Source organism: Leifsonia poae, from assembly GCF_050632865.1.
In the GTDB taxonomy this organism is placed as follows: domain Bacteria; phylum Actinomycetota; class Actinomycetes; order Actinomycetales; family Microbacteriaceae; genus Leifsonia; species Leifsonia poae_B.
The window spans coordinates 1,137,036-1,150,894 of sequence record NZ_JBODSA010000003.1 but is presented as its reverse complement, the minus strand read 5'-3'; the positions used below and the strand labels follow the sequence as shown (position 1 = coordinate 1,150,894).

Here is a 13,859-nt window from a genome sequence, read left to right as displayed (position 1 = left end):
CGGTCACCCGGTTACGACGAGACGGCCCTCGCGTCGCTGCGCGCCTCGTCGACGCGCATCGTGCCGCCGCCACCCTCCGATCGCCTCGACTCCACCGCGATCTTGCGCGGCTTCGCCCGCTCGGCGACCGGGATCATGACGCTCAGCACGCCATTGTCGTACGACGCGGTGATGCCGTCCGGATCGACGTCGTCGCCGATCGTGAACTGGCGCATGTAGGCGCCGTAGGGTCGCTCCTGGGCGAGCCAGCGGGCGCCGTCGCGGTCGGCGGCCGTGCGCACCGCGCGGATCGTGAGGAGGTGGCCGTCGACGTCCACATCCACCGACGACGGGTCCGCGCCGGGAAGGTCGGCGTTGAGGATGTAGCGGTCGCCCTCACGGAAGAGGTCGACCGGCATCAGTCGCGGCTGGCGGCTGGTGTCGAACACGCTCTGGGCGATCCGGTCCAACTGGGAGAAAGGATCGAACGACATGGCCATTGGATGTACCCCTTTCTTCAATTGAGCTGATGAGAGGCGGTTATCGCCGCCTTTCGGCCACAGATATTAGCACTCTCACCAGGAGAGTGCCAAGTGGTTTTCCGGCTTGTCAAGGAGGTTCCGGGCCGCGTTCCCGTGGCCTACCGTGCGTGTCGTCCATCGAACAGAAGGGACCCATCGTGGCCGCAACCGACACCAAGCCGAAGAGCAGCGCGAAGAAGCCGAAGACCCCCGCAGTCCGCCGCACGAGTGCGGTCGGCGTCGCCCCGACCCGCCGCGAGCACGCCGAGCACGGCTTCGTCGCGTCGGCCGAGCTGGCGCAGAACCTTCAGCGCGTGCACGTCGACCTGATCGAGCTGCACCTGCAGGGCAAGCAGGCGCATTGGAACGTCGTCGGCCGCAACTTCCGCGACCTCCACCTGCAGCTCGACGAGATCGTGGAGGCGGCGCGCGAGTTCAGCGACGACGTCGCCGAACGCCTCCGCGCCCTGCACGCGACCCCCGACGGACGCAGCGCGACCGTCGCCGAGCAGACCAGCCTCCCGGAGTTCCCGAACGGCGAGGTCGACACCGAGGAGACGGTCGACCTGATCACCGAGCGACTGGAGGCGGTCGTCCGTACGATGCGCGACGTTCACGACGACGTCGACGAAGAGGACCCGACCTCGGCCGACCTGCTGCACGCCATCATCCAGAGGCTCGAGCAGTTCGCCTGGATGGTCAGCGCCGAGAACCGCACGCCCAGCCGGGCCTGACTCCCCGCCGACGCGGCGGCCGGTCAGCTCCCCCGGATGCGGCGGGACAGCTCGGCCGCCGTCTCGCGCACCCGCGCGGCGAGCGCATCCCACCGCTCCGGCGGGACGTTCTCGCGCGGGAACGTGACGGCGATGCCCGCCGCCGGCCAGCCCGCGTGGTCGCGCACCGAGACGGCGACCGACGCGAATCCCGGCGTCACATCGCCGTCTTCCGTCGCGTAGCCGCGCTCGCGCGCCTCGGTGACGACGCGGCGCAGTTCGGCGTAGGAGTGCGGGCCGGAGCCGGTCCGGTCCTCGAATGCGCCGGAGTCCGGGTAGAGCGCGCGCAGCTGCTCCCGCGGGAGCGTGGCCAGCAGCGCACGACCGCTCGCCGTGAGGTGGGCAGGGAGGCGGACCCCCACATCGGTGACCAGTCGGGGCCGGCGTGGGGCGCGCTCCTCCACGATGTAGACGACGTCGCGGCCGTGCAGCACGGCGACGTGGCCGGACTCCCCGATGGCGTCCACGAGGGCCGCGACGATCGGCCGGCCCAGGCGACTGAGCGGCTGCTGCCGGGAGAACCCGCTCGACAGCTCGTACGCCGCGACGCCCAGGCCGTAGCGCTTCGCCTCGGGGAAGTGCAGCACGAAGCCGTGCTCCGCCAGCACGGTGAGCAGGTGGTAGACGGTCGAGCGCGGCAGGCCGAGGGAGGCGGCGATCGCGGCGGCGGGGACCGGGCCGCGCTGCGTCCCCAGGTAGCCCAGGATGCGGAGGGTGTTCTCGGCGGCGGGCACCTTGCTCACGTCATCCTCCTCGCCGGCCGAGTCTGGGATCCCGGACACCGAGCAGCCTACCGCCGACGCGCGGGCAGCACCCCCGGCGCGAGGATCGGAGCATGCTCCAGACCCAGACCTCCGTCACCGTCGGCACCGGCGCGCTGACCATCGCCGACGTCGTCGCCGTCGCCCGTCACGACGCCCGCATCGAGCTCGACCCGCAGGCGCTGGAGGGCGTCGCCGCCTCCCGCGCGATCGTCGACGCGCTCGCGGACGACACCGAGCCGCACTACGGCATCTCCACCGGCTTCGGCGCACTCGCCACCACGTTCATCCCGGGCGACCGGCGCGCGCAGCTGCAGGCCAGCCTGGTGCGATCGCACGCCGCGGGCTCCGGCCCCGAAGTCGAGCGGGAGGTGGTGCGCGCGCTCATGCTGCTGCGCCTGTCCACGCTGATGACCGGACGCACCGGCGCGCGACCCGAGACCGTCGAGACGTACGCGGCGCTGCTCAACGCCGGGATCACCCCGGTCGTCCACGAGTACGGCTCGCTCGGCTGCTCCGGCGACCTCGCGCCGCTCGCGCACTGCGCGCTGGCGGCGATGGGCGAGGGTCGAGTCCGCGTCGACAGCGAACTCATGGAGGCGTCCGACGCCCTCGCGGCAGCAGGCATCGCGCCGGTCGTCCTCGCCGAGAAGGAGGGCCTGGCGCTCATCAACGGCACCGACGGGATGCTCGGGATGCTGGCGCTCGCCATCCACGACCTCCACGGACTCCTCACAGACGCCGACATCGCCGCCGCGATGAGCGTCGAAGCGCTGCTCGGCACCGACGCCGTCTTCGCCGCCGACCTCCAGCGGCTGCGCCCGCAGGCCGGGCAGGCGCTCTCGGCCGCGAACCTGCGTGCGATGCTCGCCGGCTCCCCGATCGTTGCGAGCCACAAGGGTCCGGAGTGCACGCGCGTCCAGGATGCGTACTCGCTGCGCTGCTCGCCGCAGGTGCACGGGGCCGCGCGCGACACCGTCGACCACGCCGAGCTCGTCGCGTCGCGCGAGCTGGCGTCGGCGGTGGACAACCCGGTCCTGACGCTCGACGGCCGGGTGGAGTCGAACGGCAACTTCCACGGCGCCCCCGTCGCGTACGTCCTGGACTTCCTGGCGATCGCCGTGGCGGATGTGGCGAGCATGTCCGAGCGGCGCACCGACCGCTTCCTCGACCCCGCCCGCAACCAGGGGCTGCCGCCGTTCCTCGCGCACGAGGTGGGCGTCGACTCGGGGCTGATGATCGCGCAGTACACCGCCGCCGGCATCGTCTCCGAGCTGAAGCGGCTCGCCGCGCCGGCGTCGGTGGACAGCATCCCCTCGTCGGCGATGCAGGAGGACCACGTTTCGATGGGATGGGCGGCCGCCCGCAAGCTGCGCCGCGCCCTCGACGGTCTCGCCCGCGTGCTCGCGATCGAGGTCATGACCGCCGCCCGCGGCGCCGACCTGCGGGCCCCGCTCGAGCCCGGCCCGCGCACCGGCGCCGTCATCGCCGCGCTCCGCACGGCCGTCCCGGGCCCCGGCCCCGACCGCCACCTCTCTCCCGAGATCGAGGCGGCCCACGCCCTCCTCTCCTCCGGCGCCCTCCGGGCCGCCGCCGACCTCCCCTAACCCGCCCCACCAGCCGCCGAGCACAGGAAAAACGCTCGCCTCGAGGCCGAGTCGCAACGTTTTTCCTGTACTCGACGGCAGACGAAAGGACCACACGATGGATGGAGCACGACCGGTTCGCGCCGCGCGCGGCACCGAGCTCAGCGCGAAGAGCTGGCAGACCGAAGCACCGCTTCGGATGCTGATGAACAACCTCGACCCCGACGTCGCCGAGCGGCCCGACGACCTGGTCGTCTATGGAGGCACCGGGCGCGCGGCCCGCAGTTGGGAGGCGTTCGACGCGATCGTCGCCACGCTCCGCGACCTGGAGGCGGACGAGACGCTGCTCGTGCAGTCCGGCAAGCCGGTCGGCGTGTTCCGCACGCACGAGTGGGCGCCGCGCGTGCTGATCGCCAACTCCAACCTCGTCGGCGACTGGGCGACCTGGCCCGAGTTCCGCCGCCTGGAGGCTCTGGGGCTGACGATGTACGGCCAGATGACCGCCGGGTCCTGGATCTACATCGGCTCCCAGGGCATCCTGCAGGGCACGTACGAGACCTTCGGGGCGGTCGCGCGCAAGAGGTTCGAGGGATCGCTCGCCGGCACCCTCACCCTCACCGGCGGCTGCGGCGGCATGGGCGGGGCGCAGCCGCTCGCCGTGACGATGAACGGCGGCGCCGTGCTGATCGTGGATGTGGACCGCACGCGCCTGCAGCGTCGCGTCGACCACGGCTACCTCGACGTGCTCGCCGACGACCTCGACGACGCCGTGTACCAGGCCGTGACCGCCAAGGACGAGGGCCGTGCGCTCTCCGTCGGTGTGGTCGGCAACGCCGCCGAAGTGTTCCCCGAGCTGCTGCGGCGCGGGGTCCCGATCGACATCGTCACCGACCAGACCAGCGCCCACGACCCGCTCTCGTACCTGCCCGTCGGCTACGACGTGGAGTCGTGGCGCGAGCGCGCTGCCGCGGACCCCGAGCGCTTCACCGACGACGCACGCCGCTCGATGGCCGCGCAGGTGGAGGCCATGGTCGGCTTCCAGGACGTCGGCGCCGAGGTCTTCGACTACGGCAACTCCATCCGGACGGAGGCACAGCTGGGCGGGTACGACCGCGCGTTCGACTTCCCCGGCTTCGTGCCCGCGTACATCCGCCCGCTTTTCGCCGAGGGCAAGGGCCCGTTCCGGTGGGCGGCGCTGAGCGGCGACCCCGCCGACATCGCCGCGACCGACCGCGCGGTGCTCGAGCTGTTCGCCGAGGACGAGCACCTGCGCCGCTGGATCACCCAGGCGGGCGAGAAGGTGCACTTCGAGGGCCTGCCGGCGCGGATCTGCTGGCTGGGATACAAGGAGCGCCACCTCGCGGGCCTCCGGTTCAACGAGATGGTCGCCTCGGGCGAGCTGTCCGCGCCGGTCGTCATCGGCCGCGACCACCTCGACTCCGGCTCGGTCGCGTCGCCGTACCGCGAGACCGAGTCGATGGCCGACGGCTCCGATGCGATCGCCGACTGGCCGCTCCTCAACGCCCTCCTCAACACCGCGTCCGGCGCGACGTGGGTCTCGCTGCACCACGGCGGCGGTGTCGGGATCGGGCGCAGCATCCACGCGGGCCAGGTCGTGGTCGCGGACGGCACTCCGCTTGCCGCCGAGAAGATCGAGCGCGTGCTCGTGAACGACCCGGGCACCGGTGTGATGCGGCACGTGGATGCGGGCTACGACCGGGCGGTGGAGGTCGCGGAGGAGCGCGGCCTGCGTATCCCGATGCGCGAGCAGAGCGCCGCCCGCCGATGACCGCGACCCTCGTCACGGGGATCGGCGAGCTGGTCACGTTCGATCCCTCGCATCCTGGTGCGCTGGGGTCGCTGGCGGACGCCGCCGTGCTCGCGGTCGACGGCCGCGTCGCCTGGACCGGACCCGCCGCCTCCGCTCCCGTGTCGGATGCGGACGAGGTCGTGGACGTCGACGGCGCGGCGGTCATCCCGGGGTTCGTGGACTCGCACACGCACCTCGTCTTCGGCGGCGACCGGGCCGCTGAGTTCGAGGCGCGGATGGCGGGGCGGCCGTATACCGCGGGGGGAATACGGTCGACGGTCGCGGCGACGCGGGAGGCGTCGGACGACGCGCTGCGGACCCGGTTGGCGGGCTTCGTCGGCGAGCTGCGCGCGCAGGGCACCACGACGTTCGAGACCAAGAGCGGCTATGGGTTGACCGTCTTGGATGAGGAGCGCCTGCTGCGGATCGCGCGCGAGGTGACGGAGGAGACGACGTTCCTCGGGGCTCATGTGGTCCCTCCCGAGTACGCGTCGGACCCGGACGCCTATGTCGATCTCGTGACCGGCCCGATGCTCGACGCGTGCGCGCCGCATGCGCGATGGATCGACGTGTTCTGCGAGACCGGGGCGTTCACCGTCGAGCAGTCGCGGCGCATCCTCGAGGCTGGCGCGGCCCGCGGACTCGGTGTGCGGCTCCACGCCGCCCAACTCGGTCCGGGTGACGGCGTCGCGCTGGCCGTCTCGCTGGACGCGGCGAGCGTCGACCACTGCACCTACCTGCGCGATGAGGACGTGGAGCAGCTGGCCGCCTCCCGGACCGTCGCGACCCTGCTCCCCGGCGTCGAGTTCTCGACCCGGCACCCGTACCCGTCGGGGCGGCGGCTACTGGATGCGGGCGCGACCGTCGCGCTCGCGAGCGACTGCAACCCGGGGTCGTCGTTCACCTCCTCGATGCCCTTCTGCATCGCGCTCGCAGTGCGCGAGATGGGGTTGACGCCGGCGGAGGCGCTGCGCGCGGCGACGCTCGGAGGCGCGGCCGCCCTGCGGCGCGACGACGTCGGGCATCTCCGCGTCGGCGCGCGCGCCGACCTCGTCGTGCTGCGCGCCCCCTCGTACGTCCACCTCGCCTACCGCCCCGGCGTCCCCCTCGTAGCCCGCACCCTCACCTTCTAGCCGTCGAGCACAGGAAAAACGTCCCCGATCGGGCTGATGGAGGACGTTTTCCCTGTGCTCGCGGGCTTCGCGGCGGGTCAGCTTGCGGTGCTCACCTCCGTCGAGTCCGCACAGACTGCACGGCCCTGCGGCGTGTCACGTCCACTCTGCGCAGACTCGATGGCGCCCACGCCTACACGTGGCGCGCACCCCTCGTCGAGTACACGAAGAGTGCACGGCGCAACGGCGTGTCAGGTGCACTCTGTGCGGACTCGACGGGGGCGCGGGTCAGCGGGCGGCGAGGCCGGCGGCGGCCTCCAGGACCAGGAGGGCGGCCAGGCGGACGGTGCGCTGGTCAGGGGTGTCCGCGGTCGCGTCGACCTCGGCGATGTCGATCGAGCGCACCAGAGGGGACGCGGCGGCCAGGCGAGCGAAGCGGCGCAGCTCCCACGCGGCCAGACCGCCGGGGACGGACGCCGGGCATCCGGGCGCGACGGAGCGGTCGCACACGTCGACGTCGAGGTCCACGTGGATGGGACCGCCTGCGGCACCTGCGATGTCCAGCGCCTCAGCCATCACGTCGTCGAGGGGCCGAGCGCGAAGCGCATCCAGGGTGATGACGGTGATGCCGTGCTCCTCAGCGCGCCGGGCGTACGCAGCCGAGTTGGCGAAGTCGGCGATGCCCACCTGCACGACGCGGCGGCCGTCCAGGCCGGCCTCCAGGAGCTCGCGCACCGGTGAGCCGTTCGAGCGGCCGTCCCGCAGGTCGTGGTGGGCGTCGAGGGTGATCAGGCCCGCGGTGGCGAGCGCGCCCCCTGCCGCGCCGAGCATCGCGGGCACCGTGAGCGAGTTGTCCCCGCCGACCGCGACGGTCAGCCGCGACCGGATCACCGCCTCCGCCACGGCCGCGATGGCGCGTTCGCGCCCACCCGGACCGTCCGGCTCGACGACGTCGCCGGCGTCCGCGAACCGCAGCGCCTCCACCTCCAGGCCGGGGACGAACGCCGAATAGCGCCGCAGAGCGTCCCGCACTGCTTCGGGGGTCCGGTGCGCACCGGTCGGCGACAGCGACGTCTCGTGCGTCGGGATGCCGATCACCGCCAGGTCGACGTCGTCAGCTCCCAGCGCGGACCAGCCGCCCGCGCGCGGCCACAGCGGATCGACGGACAGCCCCTGCTCGCTCATACCGCGACCCTAGCCAGCCCAGCACACCGGCGCCGCGACCGCACGCGGTCGGACGTCTGGGATCCCGGACGTCCGACCGCCGCCGTCAGATCTGCGACCCGCCCGCAGGGCTGGTGAACACCGGCGGCTGCGGCGCATCCGGCGCGCGGTCGTCCGGCGAGCCGCCATCGCGCGGTCCGCCATCCGGCCCCCGCGGCGCGTCGCCGCCCGGACCCTCGGACGAACCGCCGGCCGCCGCGTCCCGCGCCGCCTTGCGTGCGGCCTTCCGCTCCCGCCGGCCGATCACCAGGTTGTACAGCGTCGGCAGCACGACCAGCGTCAGCACGGTGGACGAGATGAGACCGCCGATCACCACGATCGCCAGCGGCTGCGAGATGAAACCGCCGTGGCCGGTGACGCCGAGCGCCATCGGGGTCAGCGCGGCGATCGTCGCGATGGCCGTCATGAGGATCGGGCGGAGTCGGCGCGACGAGCCGTGCGCGACCGCGTCCGAGACGGTCATCCCGCGTCTGCGGTATTGGTTGACCAGGTCGATGAGGACGATCGCATTCGTCACCACGATTCCGATCAGCATCAGCAGCCCGATCATGGACGCGACCCCGAGCGGGATGCCCGAAGCGATCTGCAGAAGGATGGCGCCCGTCGCTGCGAACGGCACCGACACGAGCAGCAGGATCGGCTGCAGCAGCGACCGGAACGTCGCCACCATCACGATGTACACGATGAGGATGGCCGCGAGCAGGGCGATGCCGAGCTGCCCGAAGGCGTCGGACTGGTTCGCGGAGACGCCGCCGATCTTCGCGGTTGCGCCCTCGGGGAGGTCGGCCGCCTTCAGCGCCGCCGAGACGTCCGCGTTCGCCGTCGTCAGGTTGTCCGTGGCCGGGGTGGCCGTGACGCTCGCGGTCCGGAGGCCGCGCTCGGTGGTGACCGTCGACGGCCCCTTGACCTCCTTGACCGAGGCCAACGTGTCGAGCGGAACGATGCCGGCAGCGGTCGGGATGGGCAGCGTCGCGAGGCCCGCGACGGTGGTCGGCGGGTTCTCGGACTGCAGGTAGATCTTCAGCGTGGTGTTGTCGATGGCGACGGATCCCGCCTGGGTCGGCTGCATCGCCTGCGAGACGATCGTGCCGACGGCGACCTCGCTCAGGCCCGCGGCGGCGGCCTTCGAACGGTCCACCTCCACGGCGACGTACGGCAGCGAGGCGGACAGGTTGTCGGTCACCTGCTTCAGCGACTTCTTCGTCTGCAGCTCGGCCAGGACGGAATCGGTCGCCTTCTGCAGGTCGCCGTCGTTGCTGGCCGTGATGTCCACCTGGATGTCGGTCGAACCGCCGAACCCGCTCGACGCGGACAGCGTGATCTCACCCTGGTCCTTGATGGCGGTGAGCTCGTCCTGGATGGTGTTCTGCAGCTTCGTCTGATCCGCGTTCGGATCGGTCGTCACGGAAAACGTCGTGCCGCCCCCGCCGCCGGTGAACGCATCGCGGAGCGACGACCCGGACGACCCGATCGACACCTGGACCGTCTTGACGCCCTTCGTGTCGATCAGCTTCTGCTCGACGACCTTCGCCGCGTCGTCCTTCGCCTGCAGGCTCGCGCCGGGCTCGAGGGTCTGCGTGACGGTCAGCGAGTTCTGTCCGCTGGATCCGAGGAAGTTCGTCTTCACGAACGGGAACGCGAAGAAGGTGAGCACGAGCACCAGGGCCGCCGCGACCACCGTCACCCACGAGTGCTTGAGCGTCCAACGGATGATCGGCAGGTAGCCGGCCTGCAGGCGCGAGGGATGCTCGAGCTCGTCGACACCGGCTGCGGCCGCCTCTTCGACGGACAGATGCGAGACATCGGCCGCCCCATCCCCGTCGTGCTTGTGCACCTTGGGCGCGCGCAGGAACCAGTACGCGAGCACCGGCACGATCGTGAGCGCGACGAGCAGCGACGACAGCAGGGCGATCGTGACGGTCAGCGCGAACGGCCGGAACAGCTCGCCGGTGACGTCGCCGACGAACGCGAGCGGCAGGAACACGGCGACCGTGGTGATCGTCGATGCCGTGATCGCCCCGGCCACCTCCCGAACGGCCTTGACGATCGTGACGGCGCGATCGACGCCGGGCACGAGCTGCCTCTTGATGTTCTCGATGACGACGATGGAGTCGTCGACGACGCGTCCGATCGCGATCGTGAGCGCGCCGAGCGTGATGATGTTGAGGGTGTAGCCGGTCGCCCACATGACGACGAAGGTGATCAGGACGCTGGTCGGGATGGACACGATCGTCACCAGGGTCGCCCGCACGGACAGCAGGAACACCAGGATGACGATGACGGCCATCGCGAGACCGAGCAGACCCTCCTCGGCGAGCGAGTTGATCGACTGGGTGATGAACGGCGCCTGGTCGAAGACGACGGTGATCTTCGCGTCCGACCCGAGCTTCTTCTCGAGGTCGGGGATGAGGTTCGTGACCTCGTGCGAGACCTCGACCGTGTTGGCCGAGGGGAGCTTGGTGACGGCGATGGTGAGCGCGGGATCGCCGTTGACGCGCGAGAGCGAGGTGATCGGGTCGTCCGTCTCGGCGACCGTCGCGACGGATCCGATGGTCGGGGGCGCGCCGACGATCTGGGCGGGCTCGCTGGTGCCGATCCCACCGGCCGCAGCGCCGGCGCCGCCCGCGCCGGCGGCACTACCCGCACCGGCAGCCCCCGACGAAGCCGACGGCCCGGCCGACGCGGAAGAACCGCCGGCCGACGCCGACTTCACCAGCGGCAGCCCCGCGATGTCGTCCACCGACTTCAGCTGGGTCCCCGACTGGATAGACAGCGTCTTGCCGTCCTCGGTGATCGATCCGCCCGGGATGAGCACACCGCTCTGTTGCAGCGCATCCTTGATCGCCGACGAGCTCACTCCGGCCGCGGCCAGCTTCGCCGGGTCCGGCGTGATCGTGATGCGACGCCCGACCTCGCCGACCAGCTGGGCGTCGTTGACGCCCTTGAGATCCTTGATGTCCGGGATGGCCAGCTTGGTGATGTCATCCGCGAGCGCGCGCTGATCCCCCGAGGACGAGACGGCGAGCTGCACCACGGGCAGGTCGTCGATGCTGCCGGACAGCACCTGCGGCTCGACGCCGGACGGCAGGCCCGACTTGATCCGGTTGATGGCCTGGTCGATCTTCTGCTCCGCCGTCGCCAGGTCGGTACCGTAGGTGAACTTCGCGGTGATGATCGACTGGTTGGTGCTGCTGACGGCCGAAGTGCTGTCGAGGTTGGGGACGCCCTGGATCGCCGCCTCCACCGGGGTGCTGACGTCGTTGTTGACGACCTCCGGCGACGCACCCGGGTAGCTGGAGAGCACGACGAGCTGCGGGAAGGAGATCGAGGGCACGAGCTCCTGCTTGAGGTTGTTCAGCGCGAGGCCGCCGAAGACCGCCGCAACGATCGTCACGAGCGCGATCAGGGCGCGGTTCTTCATGCTGAGAACGGCGAGGAAATGCACGGAGCTCCCCTAGGAATGGGACTGACAGGACGCGCGGCACCGGTGACGCACGATGAAGTATGTCAGCACCTCATGGGCGGTATCTTCATGCCCTGGTACGACTTGTGGATACTCCCCCAGGAGTCCTCCCTGTGGACGATTTCAGACCACGCTCGGCAGCGCGCCGCTGTCGAAGTAGGGCACCGGCTCGTTCGCGGCGACCGCCCACGCGCGCGACAGAGCGGCGAACGCGCGGTCGTACTCCTCCTCCGAGTAGGTGATCGGGATGCGCAGGAAGCGCTCGAACGCGCCGTCGATCCCGAACCGCGGTCCCGCAGCGATGAGCAGGCCGTGGCTGCGGGCCGCGAGGGCGAGGGCCGAGCTGACCGGCGCGCCGATCCCCACCCACGCCGTCAGTCCTCCGTGCTGCACCGGCATCGTCCACTCCGGGAACGTCTCGGCGACGAGCCGGCGCACGATCGCGCGTCCCTCGCGCAACTGCCCGCGCCGCTCCTCCGCGATCTCCTCGAGCTGCGGGATCATGCGCGCGACCACCAGCTGCTCGATGATCGGCGTGCCCAGATCACTCGCGGGCTTCGCCCCGATCAGGCGCTGGATGTGACCGCGCTCGGCGCGGATCCACCCGATCCGCAGGCCGCCCCACAGCGTCTTGCTGGCGGATCCGATCATGATGATGGGCGCCGGCGGCGAGGCCGGGTCGGCGTAGCGCGGCATGGGCAGGTAGTCGCCGATCCGGTCGATGTCGAGCTCTGCGGTGGTCTCGTCGGCGACGACGATCGCGCCGTGACCCGCGGCGGCGGCGAGCACCCGCTGCCGCGTCCCGGGCGACATCGTGGCGCCCGTGGGGTTGTGGAAGTCCGGGATGAGGTAGGCGAGCGCCGGATTGGCGCGGCGGAACGTCTGCTCGATCGCGTCCGCATCCCATCCATCGGGCTCGTCGCCGAGGCGGTGCGGGCCCTCCTCGGGGGCGGTGACCGTGATGGGCACGAGCCGGGCGCCGGCCAGCCGCATCGCCTCGATCGCGTGCGGGTAGGTCGGCACCTCGATGACGACGCGGTCGCCGCGCTGCAGGAAGGTGCGCGCGATCAGCGCGATCGCCTGCTGCGCTCCGACGGTCACCAGGATCTGCTCCGGGTCGGTCGGGAGCCCACGCCGGGTGTAGCGGTCGGCGATCTCCTCGCGCAGGTGCGGGAGCCCGACCGGGTCGTAGCCGGGGTCGGGGAGGAACCGCGGCAGGTCGTCGGCGGCGGCGCGCTGCGGCGGCCAGCGTGGAGGCGGCGGGCAGCGACGCCTTGGTGAAGTCCAGCATCCCCTCGCCGCCCACCGCGGGAAGCGGAAGGGTGCGGCCGGGCAGCCGCGTGACGCTGCCGGAGCCGCGCACGCTGTCGACGAAGCCGCCCTCGCGCAACTGGCGGTAGGCGGCGGCGACGGTCGTTCGGCTGAGTTCGAGGCGGCCTGCGAGGTCGCGCTCCGCGGGCAGCCGGGTGCCGATCGGGATACGGCCGTCGAGCACCAGGAGCCGGATGCGGTCCGCCAGCGCCTGGTACCCGGCGGCGGAGGTGCGCCACGAGCCGAGGAGTTGTTCGAGGGACCGCGCGGTGAGCTGGGCTTCCGACATGCAGGCCACTTTAGGCGAATTGGCATCTTGCCGCCAGTCCAATCGCTGCGATTGGATTGCAGCCATGACCACCCGACTCCTTCTCACCCGGCGCCTCGTGCAGTTGCTGATCGGCCTGTTCCTCTATGGGATCGCCATCGCGCTCATGGTCCGCGGCGGGATCGGGCTGTCGCCGTGGGATGTGCTCGCACAGGGCGTCTCGCTGAAGACGGGCATCCCATTCGGGTTCGTGACCAACCTGATCGGACTCGTCGTGCTGGCGTTCTGGATCCCGCTCCGCCAGCGTCCGGGTCTCGGCACCGTGCTCAACGTGCTGCTCGTCGGCCCGAGCGCGCAGCTGGGCCTCGACCTCCTCCCGCAGCAGACGGAGCTGTGGGCGCAGGTCCTGTTCTTCGTCGCGGGTCTCGCGCTGCTGGCCGTGGCCACCGGCCTCTACATCGGCCCGCGTCTCGGCCCCGGTCCGCGCGACGGGCTGATGACCGGGCTGCACGCCCGCACCGGCCGTCCCATCTGGATGGTGCGCACCGCCATCGAGGTGACCGTGCTGATCATCGGGTGGGCGCTCGGCGGCAACGTCGGCATCGGGACGCTCGCGTTCGCGCTGCTGGTCGGCCCGCTGTGCAGCCTCACCCTCCCCTTCTTCGCCATCCGGCTGCCGGGGGACGCTGCAACGACTGCGCGGCTGGAGAGCGAGCTCGAGGGAACCGCCGAGCAGTCGGCCGGCCTCGAGGAGGAGCAGGATGCCGTCCGTTTCGACGTGCGCGACGGCATCCTGCTCGAATCCGACCGGGCCGCGCACGCCCGGGCCTTCCGCGCCGATGAGCCGCTGGTGCGCGGGCCGCAGCCCGACCGCGCCGCCCCGTCCGAGCGTGAGCTGCGCCCCTCGCGCCCGTCCCGCACCGTGGCCGCCCACTGGCTCGACGACCGCATCACCCGCCGCCCTCGCCACCCCTGACCCCAGCCGCCGAGCACAGGAAAAACGTCGCGGTCTTGCGTGGATCGCGACGTCTTTCCTGTGCTCGGCGGCTAG

10 protein-coding genes and 1 pseudogene are annotated in these 13,859 nt (G+C 71.6%); 5 read left to right on the top strand and 6 right to left on the bottom strand.

Translation table 11 applies throughout. The annotated features are described in order from the left end of the window. Nucleotides 1-11 precede the first annotated feature (11 nt). Entirely contained in the window at nt 12-479 is a 468-nt protein-coding gene (locus ACRAWB_RS15995) for an Hsp20/alpha crystallin family protein (RefSeq protein WP_363805784.1), read from the bottom strand. 179 nt (nt 480-658) lie between these two features. Here ACRAWB_RS15995 and ACRAWB_RS15990 point away from each other — a divergent pair, with 179 nt between their 5' ends. After that, entirely contained in the window at nt 659-1,234 is a 576-nt protein-coding gene (locus ACRAWB_RS15990) for a Dps family protein (RefSeq protein ID WP_431354219.1), read from the top strand. Between the two features lie 23 nt (nt 1,235-1,257). Here the strand turns inward: ACRAWB_RS15990 and ACRAWB_RS15985 are convergent, their stop codons facing one another. Further along, nucleotides 1,258-2,016: an IclR family transcriptional regulator gene (locus ACRAWB_RS15985; RefSeq protein ID WP_431354218.1), complete on the bottom strand. Its 759-nt coding sequence runs from the start codon at nt 2,014-2,016 to the stop codon at nt 1,258-1,260. A 92-nt stretch (nt 2,017-2,108) separates the two neighbouring features. Between ACRAWB_RS15985 and hutH the strand changes: the two genes are divergently transcribed. The 3 genes from hutH to hutI all read left to right on the top strand — a co-directional run bounded on the left by hutH (nt 2,109) and on the right by hutI (nt 6,563). Further along, complete coding sequence (gene hutH, locus ACRAWB_RS15980) at nt 2,109-3,641, top strand: histidine ammonia-lyase (RefSeq protein WP_431354217.1); 1,533 nt, start codon at nt 2,109-2,111, stop codon at nt 3,639-3,641. A 97-nt stretch (nt 3,642-3,738) separates the two neighbouring features. After that, on the top strand, nt 3,739-5,409 hold the full coding sequence (hutU, locus tag ACRAWB_RS15975; RefSeq protein ID WP_431354216.1) for a urocanate hydratase: 1,671 nt from the start codon (nt 3,739-3,741) through the stop codon (nt 5,407-5,409). Next, nucleotides 5,406-6,563 (top strand): imidazolonepropionase, encoded by a 1,158-nt coding sequence (gene hutI, locus ACRAWB_RS15970; RefSeq protein WP_431354215.1) that lies wholly within the window; start codon nt 5,406-5,408, stop codon nt 6,561-6,563. Before hutU ends, hutI begins: the two co-directional genes overlap by 4 nt. 267 nt (nt 6,564-6,830) lie before the next feature. Here hutI and ACRAWB_RS15965 read toward each other — a convergent pair whose 3' ends face one another. The 4 genes and pseudogenes from ACRAWB_RS15965 to ACRAWB_RS15950 form a co-directional block, all read right to left on the bottom strand. Beyond that, complete coding sequence (locus tag ACRAWB_RS15965) at nt 6,831-7,727, bottom strand: arginase family protein (protein WP_431354214.1); 897 nt, start codon at nt 7,725-7,727, stop codon at nt 6,831-6,833. A gap of 85 nt (nt 7,728-7,812) precedes the next feature. Next, nucleotides 7,813-11,211, bottom strand: a complete 3,399-nt coding sequence (locus tag ACRAWB_RS15960) for an efflux RND transporter permease subunit (RefSeq protein WP_431354213.1) — start codon at nt 11,209-11,211, stop codon at nt 7,813-7,815. A 141-nt stretch (nt 11,212-11,352) separates the two neighbouring features. Continuing rightward, nucleotides 11,353-12,384 carry a PLP-dependent aminotransferase family protein gene (locus ACRAWB_RS15955; protein WP_431354532.1) on the bottom strand — a complete coding sequence of 344 codons (1,032 nt, stop codon included), beginning with the start codon at nt 12,382-12,384 and terminating at the stop codon, nt 11,353-11,355. Between the two features lie 250 nt (nt 12,385-12,634). After that, a pseudogene (locus ACRAWB_RS15950) lies at nt 12,635-12,829 on the bottom strand (GntR family transcriptional regulator); the annotation flags it as partial. 64 nt (nt 12,830-12,893) lie between these two features. On the opposite strand from ACRAWB_RS15950, the gene ACRAWB_RS15945 reads away from it, so the two are divergent. Then, on the top strand, nt 12,894-13,784 hold the full coding sequence (locus tag ACRAWB_RS15945) for a YczE/YyaS/YitT family protein (RefSeq protein ID WP_431354212.1): 891 nt from the start codon (nt 12,894-12,896) through the stop codon (nt 13,782-13,784). The last annotated feature ends 75 nt before the right edge of the window (nt 13,785-13,859 follow it).

Excerpts from the sequence above, each read along its gene's own strand:
- ACRAWB_RS15995 (WP_363805784.1), bottom strand. The coding sequence starts at position 479 with ATGGCCATGTCGTTCGATCCTTTCTCCCAGTTGGACCGGATCGCCCAG.
- hutH (WP_431354217.1), top strand. The coding sequence starts at position 2,109 with ATGCTCCAGACCCAGACCTCCGTCACCGTCGGCACCGGCGCGCTGACC.
- hutU (WP_431354216.1), top strand. The coding sequence starts at position 3,739 with ATGGATGGAGCACGACCGGTTCGCGCCGCGCGCGGCACCGAGCTCAGC.
- hutI (WP_431354215.1), top strand. The coding sequence starts at position 5,406 with ATGACCGCGACCCTCGTCACGGGGATCGGCGAGCTGGTCACGTTCGAT.
- ACRAWB_RS15965 (WP_431354214.1), bottom strand. The coding sequence starts at position 7,727 with ATGAGCGAGCAGGGGCTGTCCGTCGATCCGCTGTGGCCGCGCGCGGGC.
- ACRAWB_RS15945 (WP_431354212.1), top strand. The coding sequence starts at position 12,894 with ATGACCACCCGACTCCTTCTCACCCGGCGCCTCGTGCAGTTGCTGATC.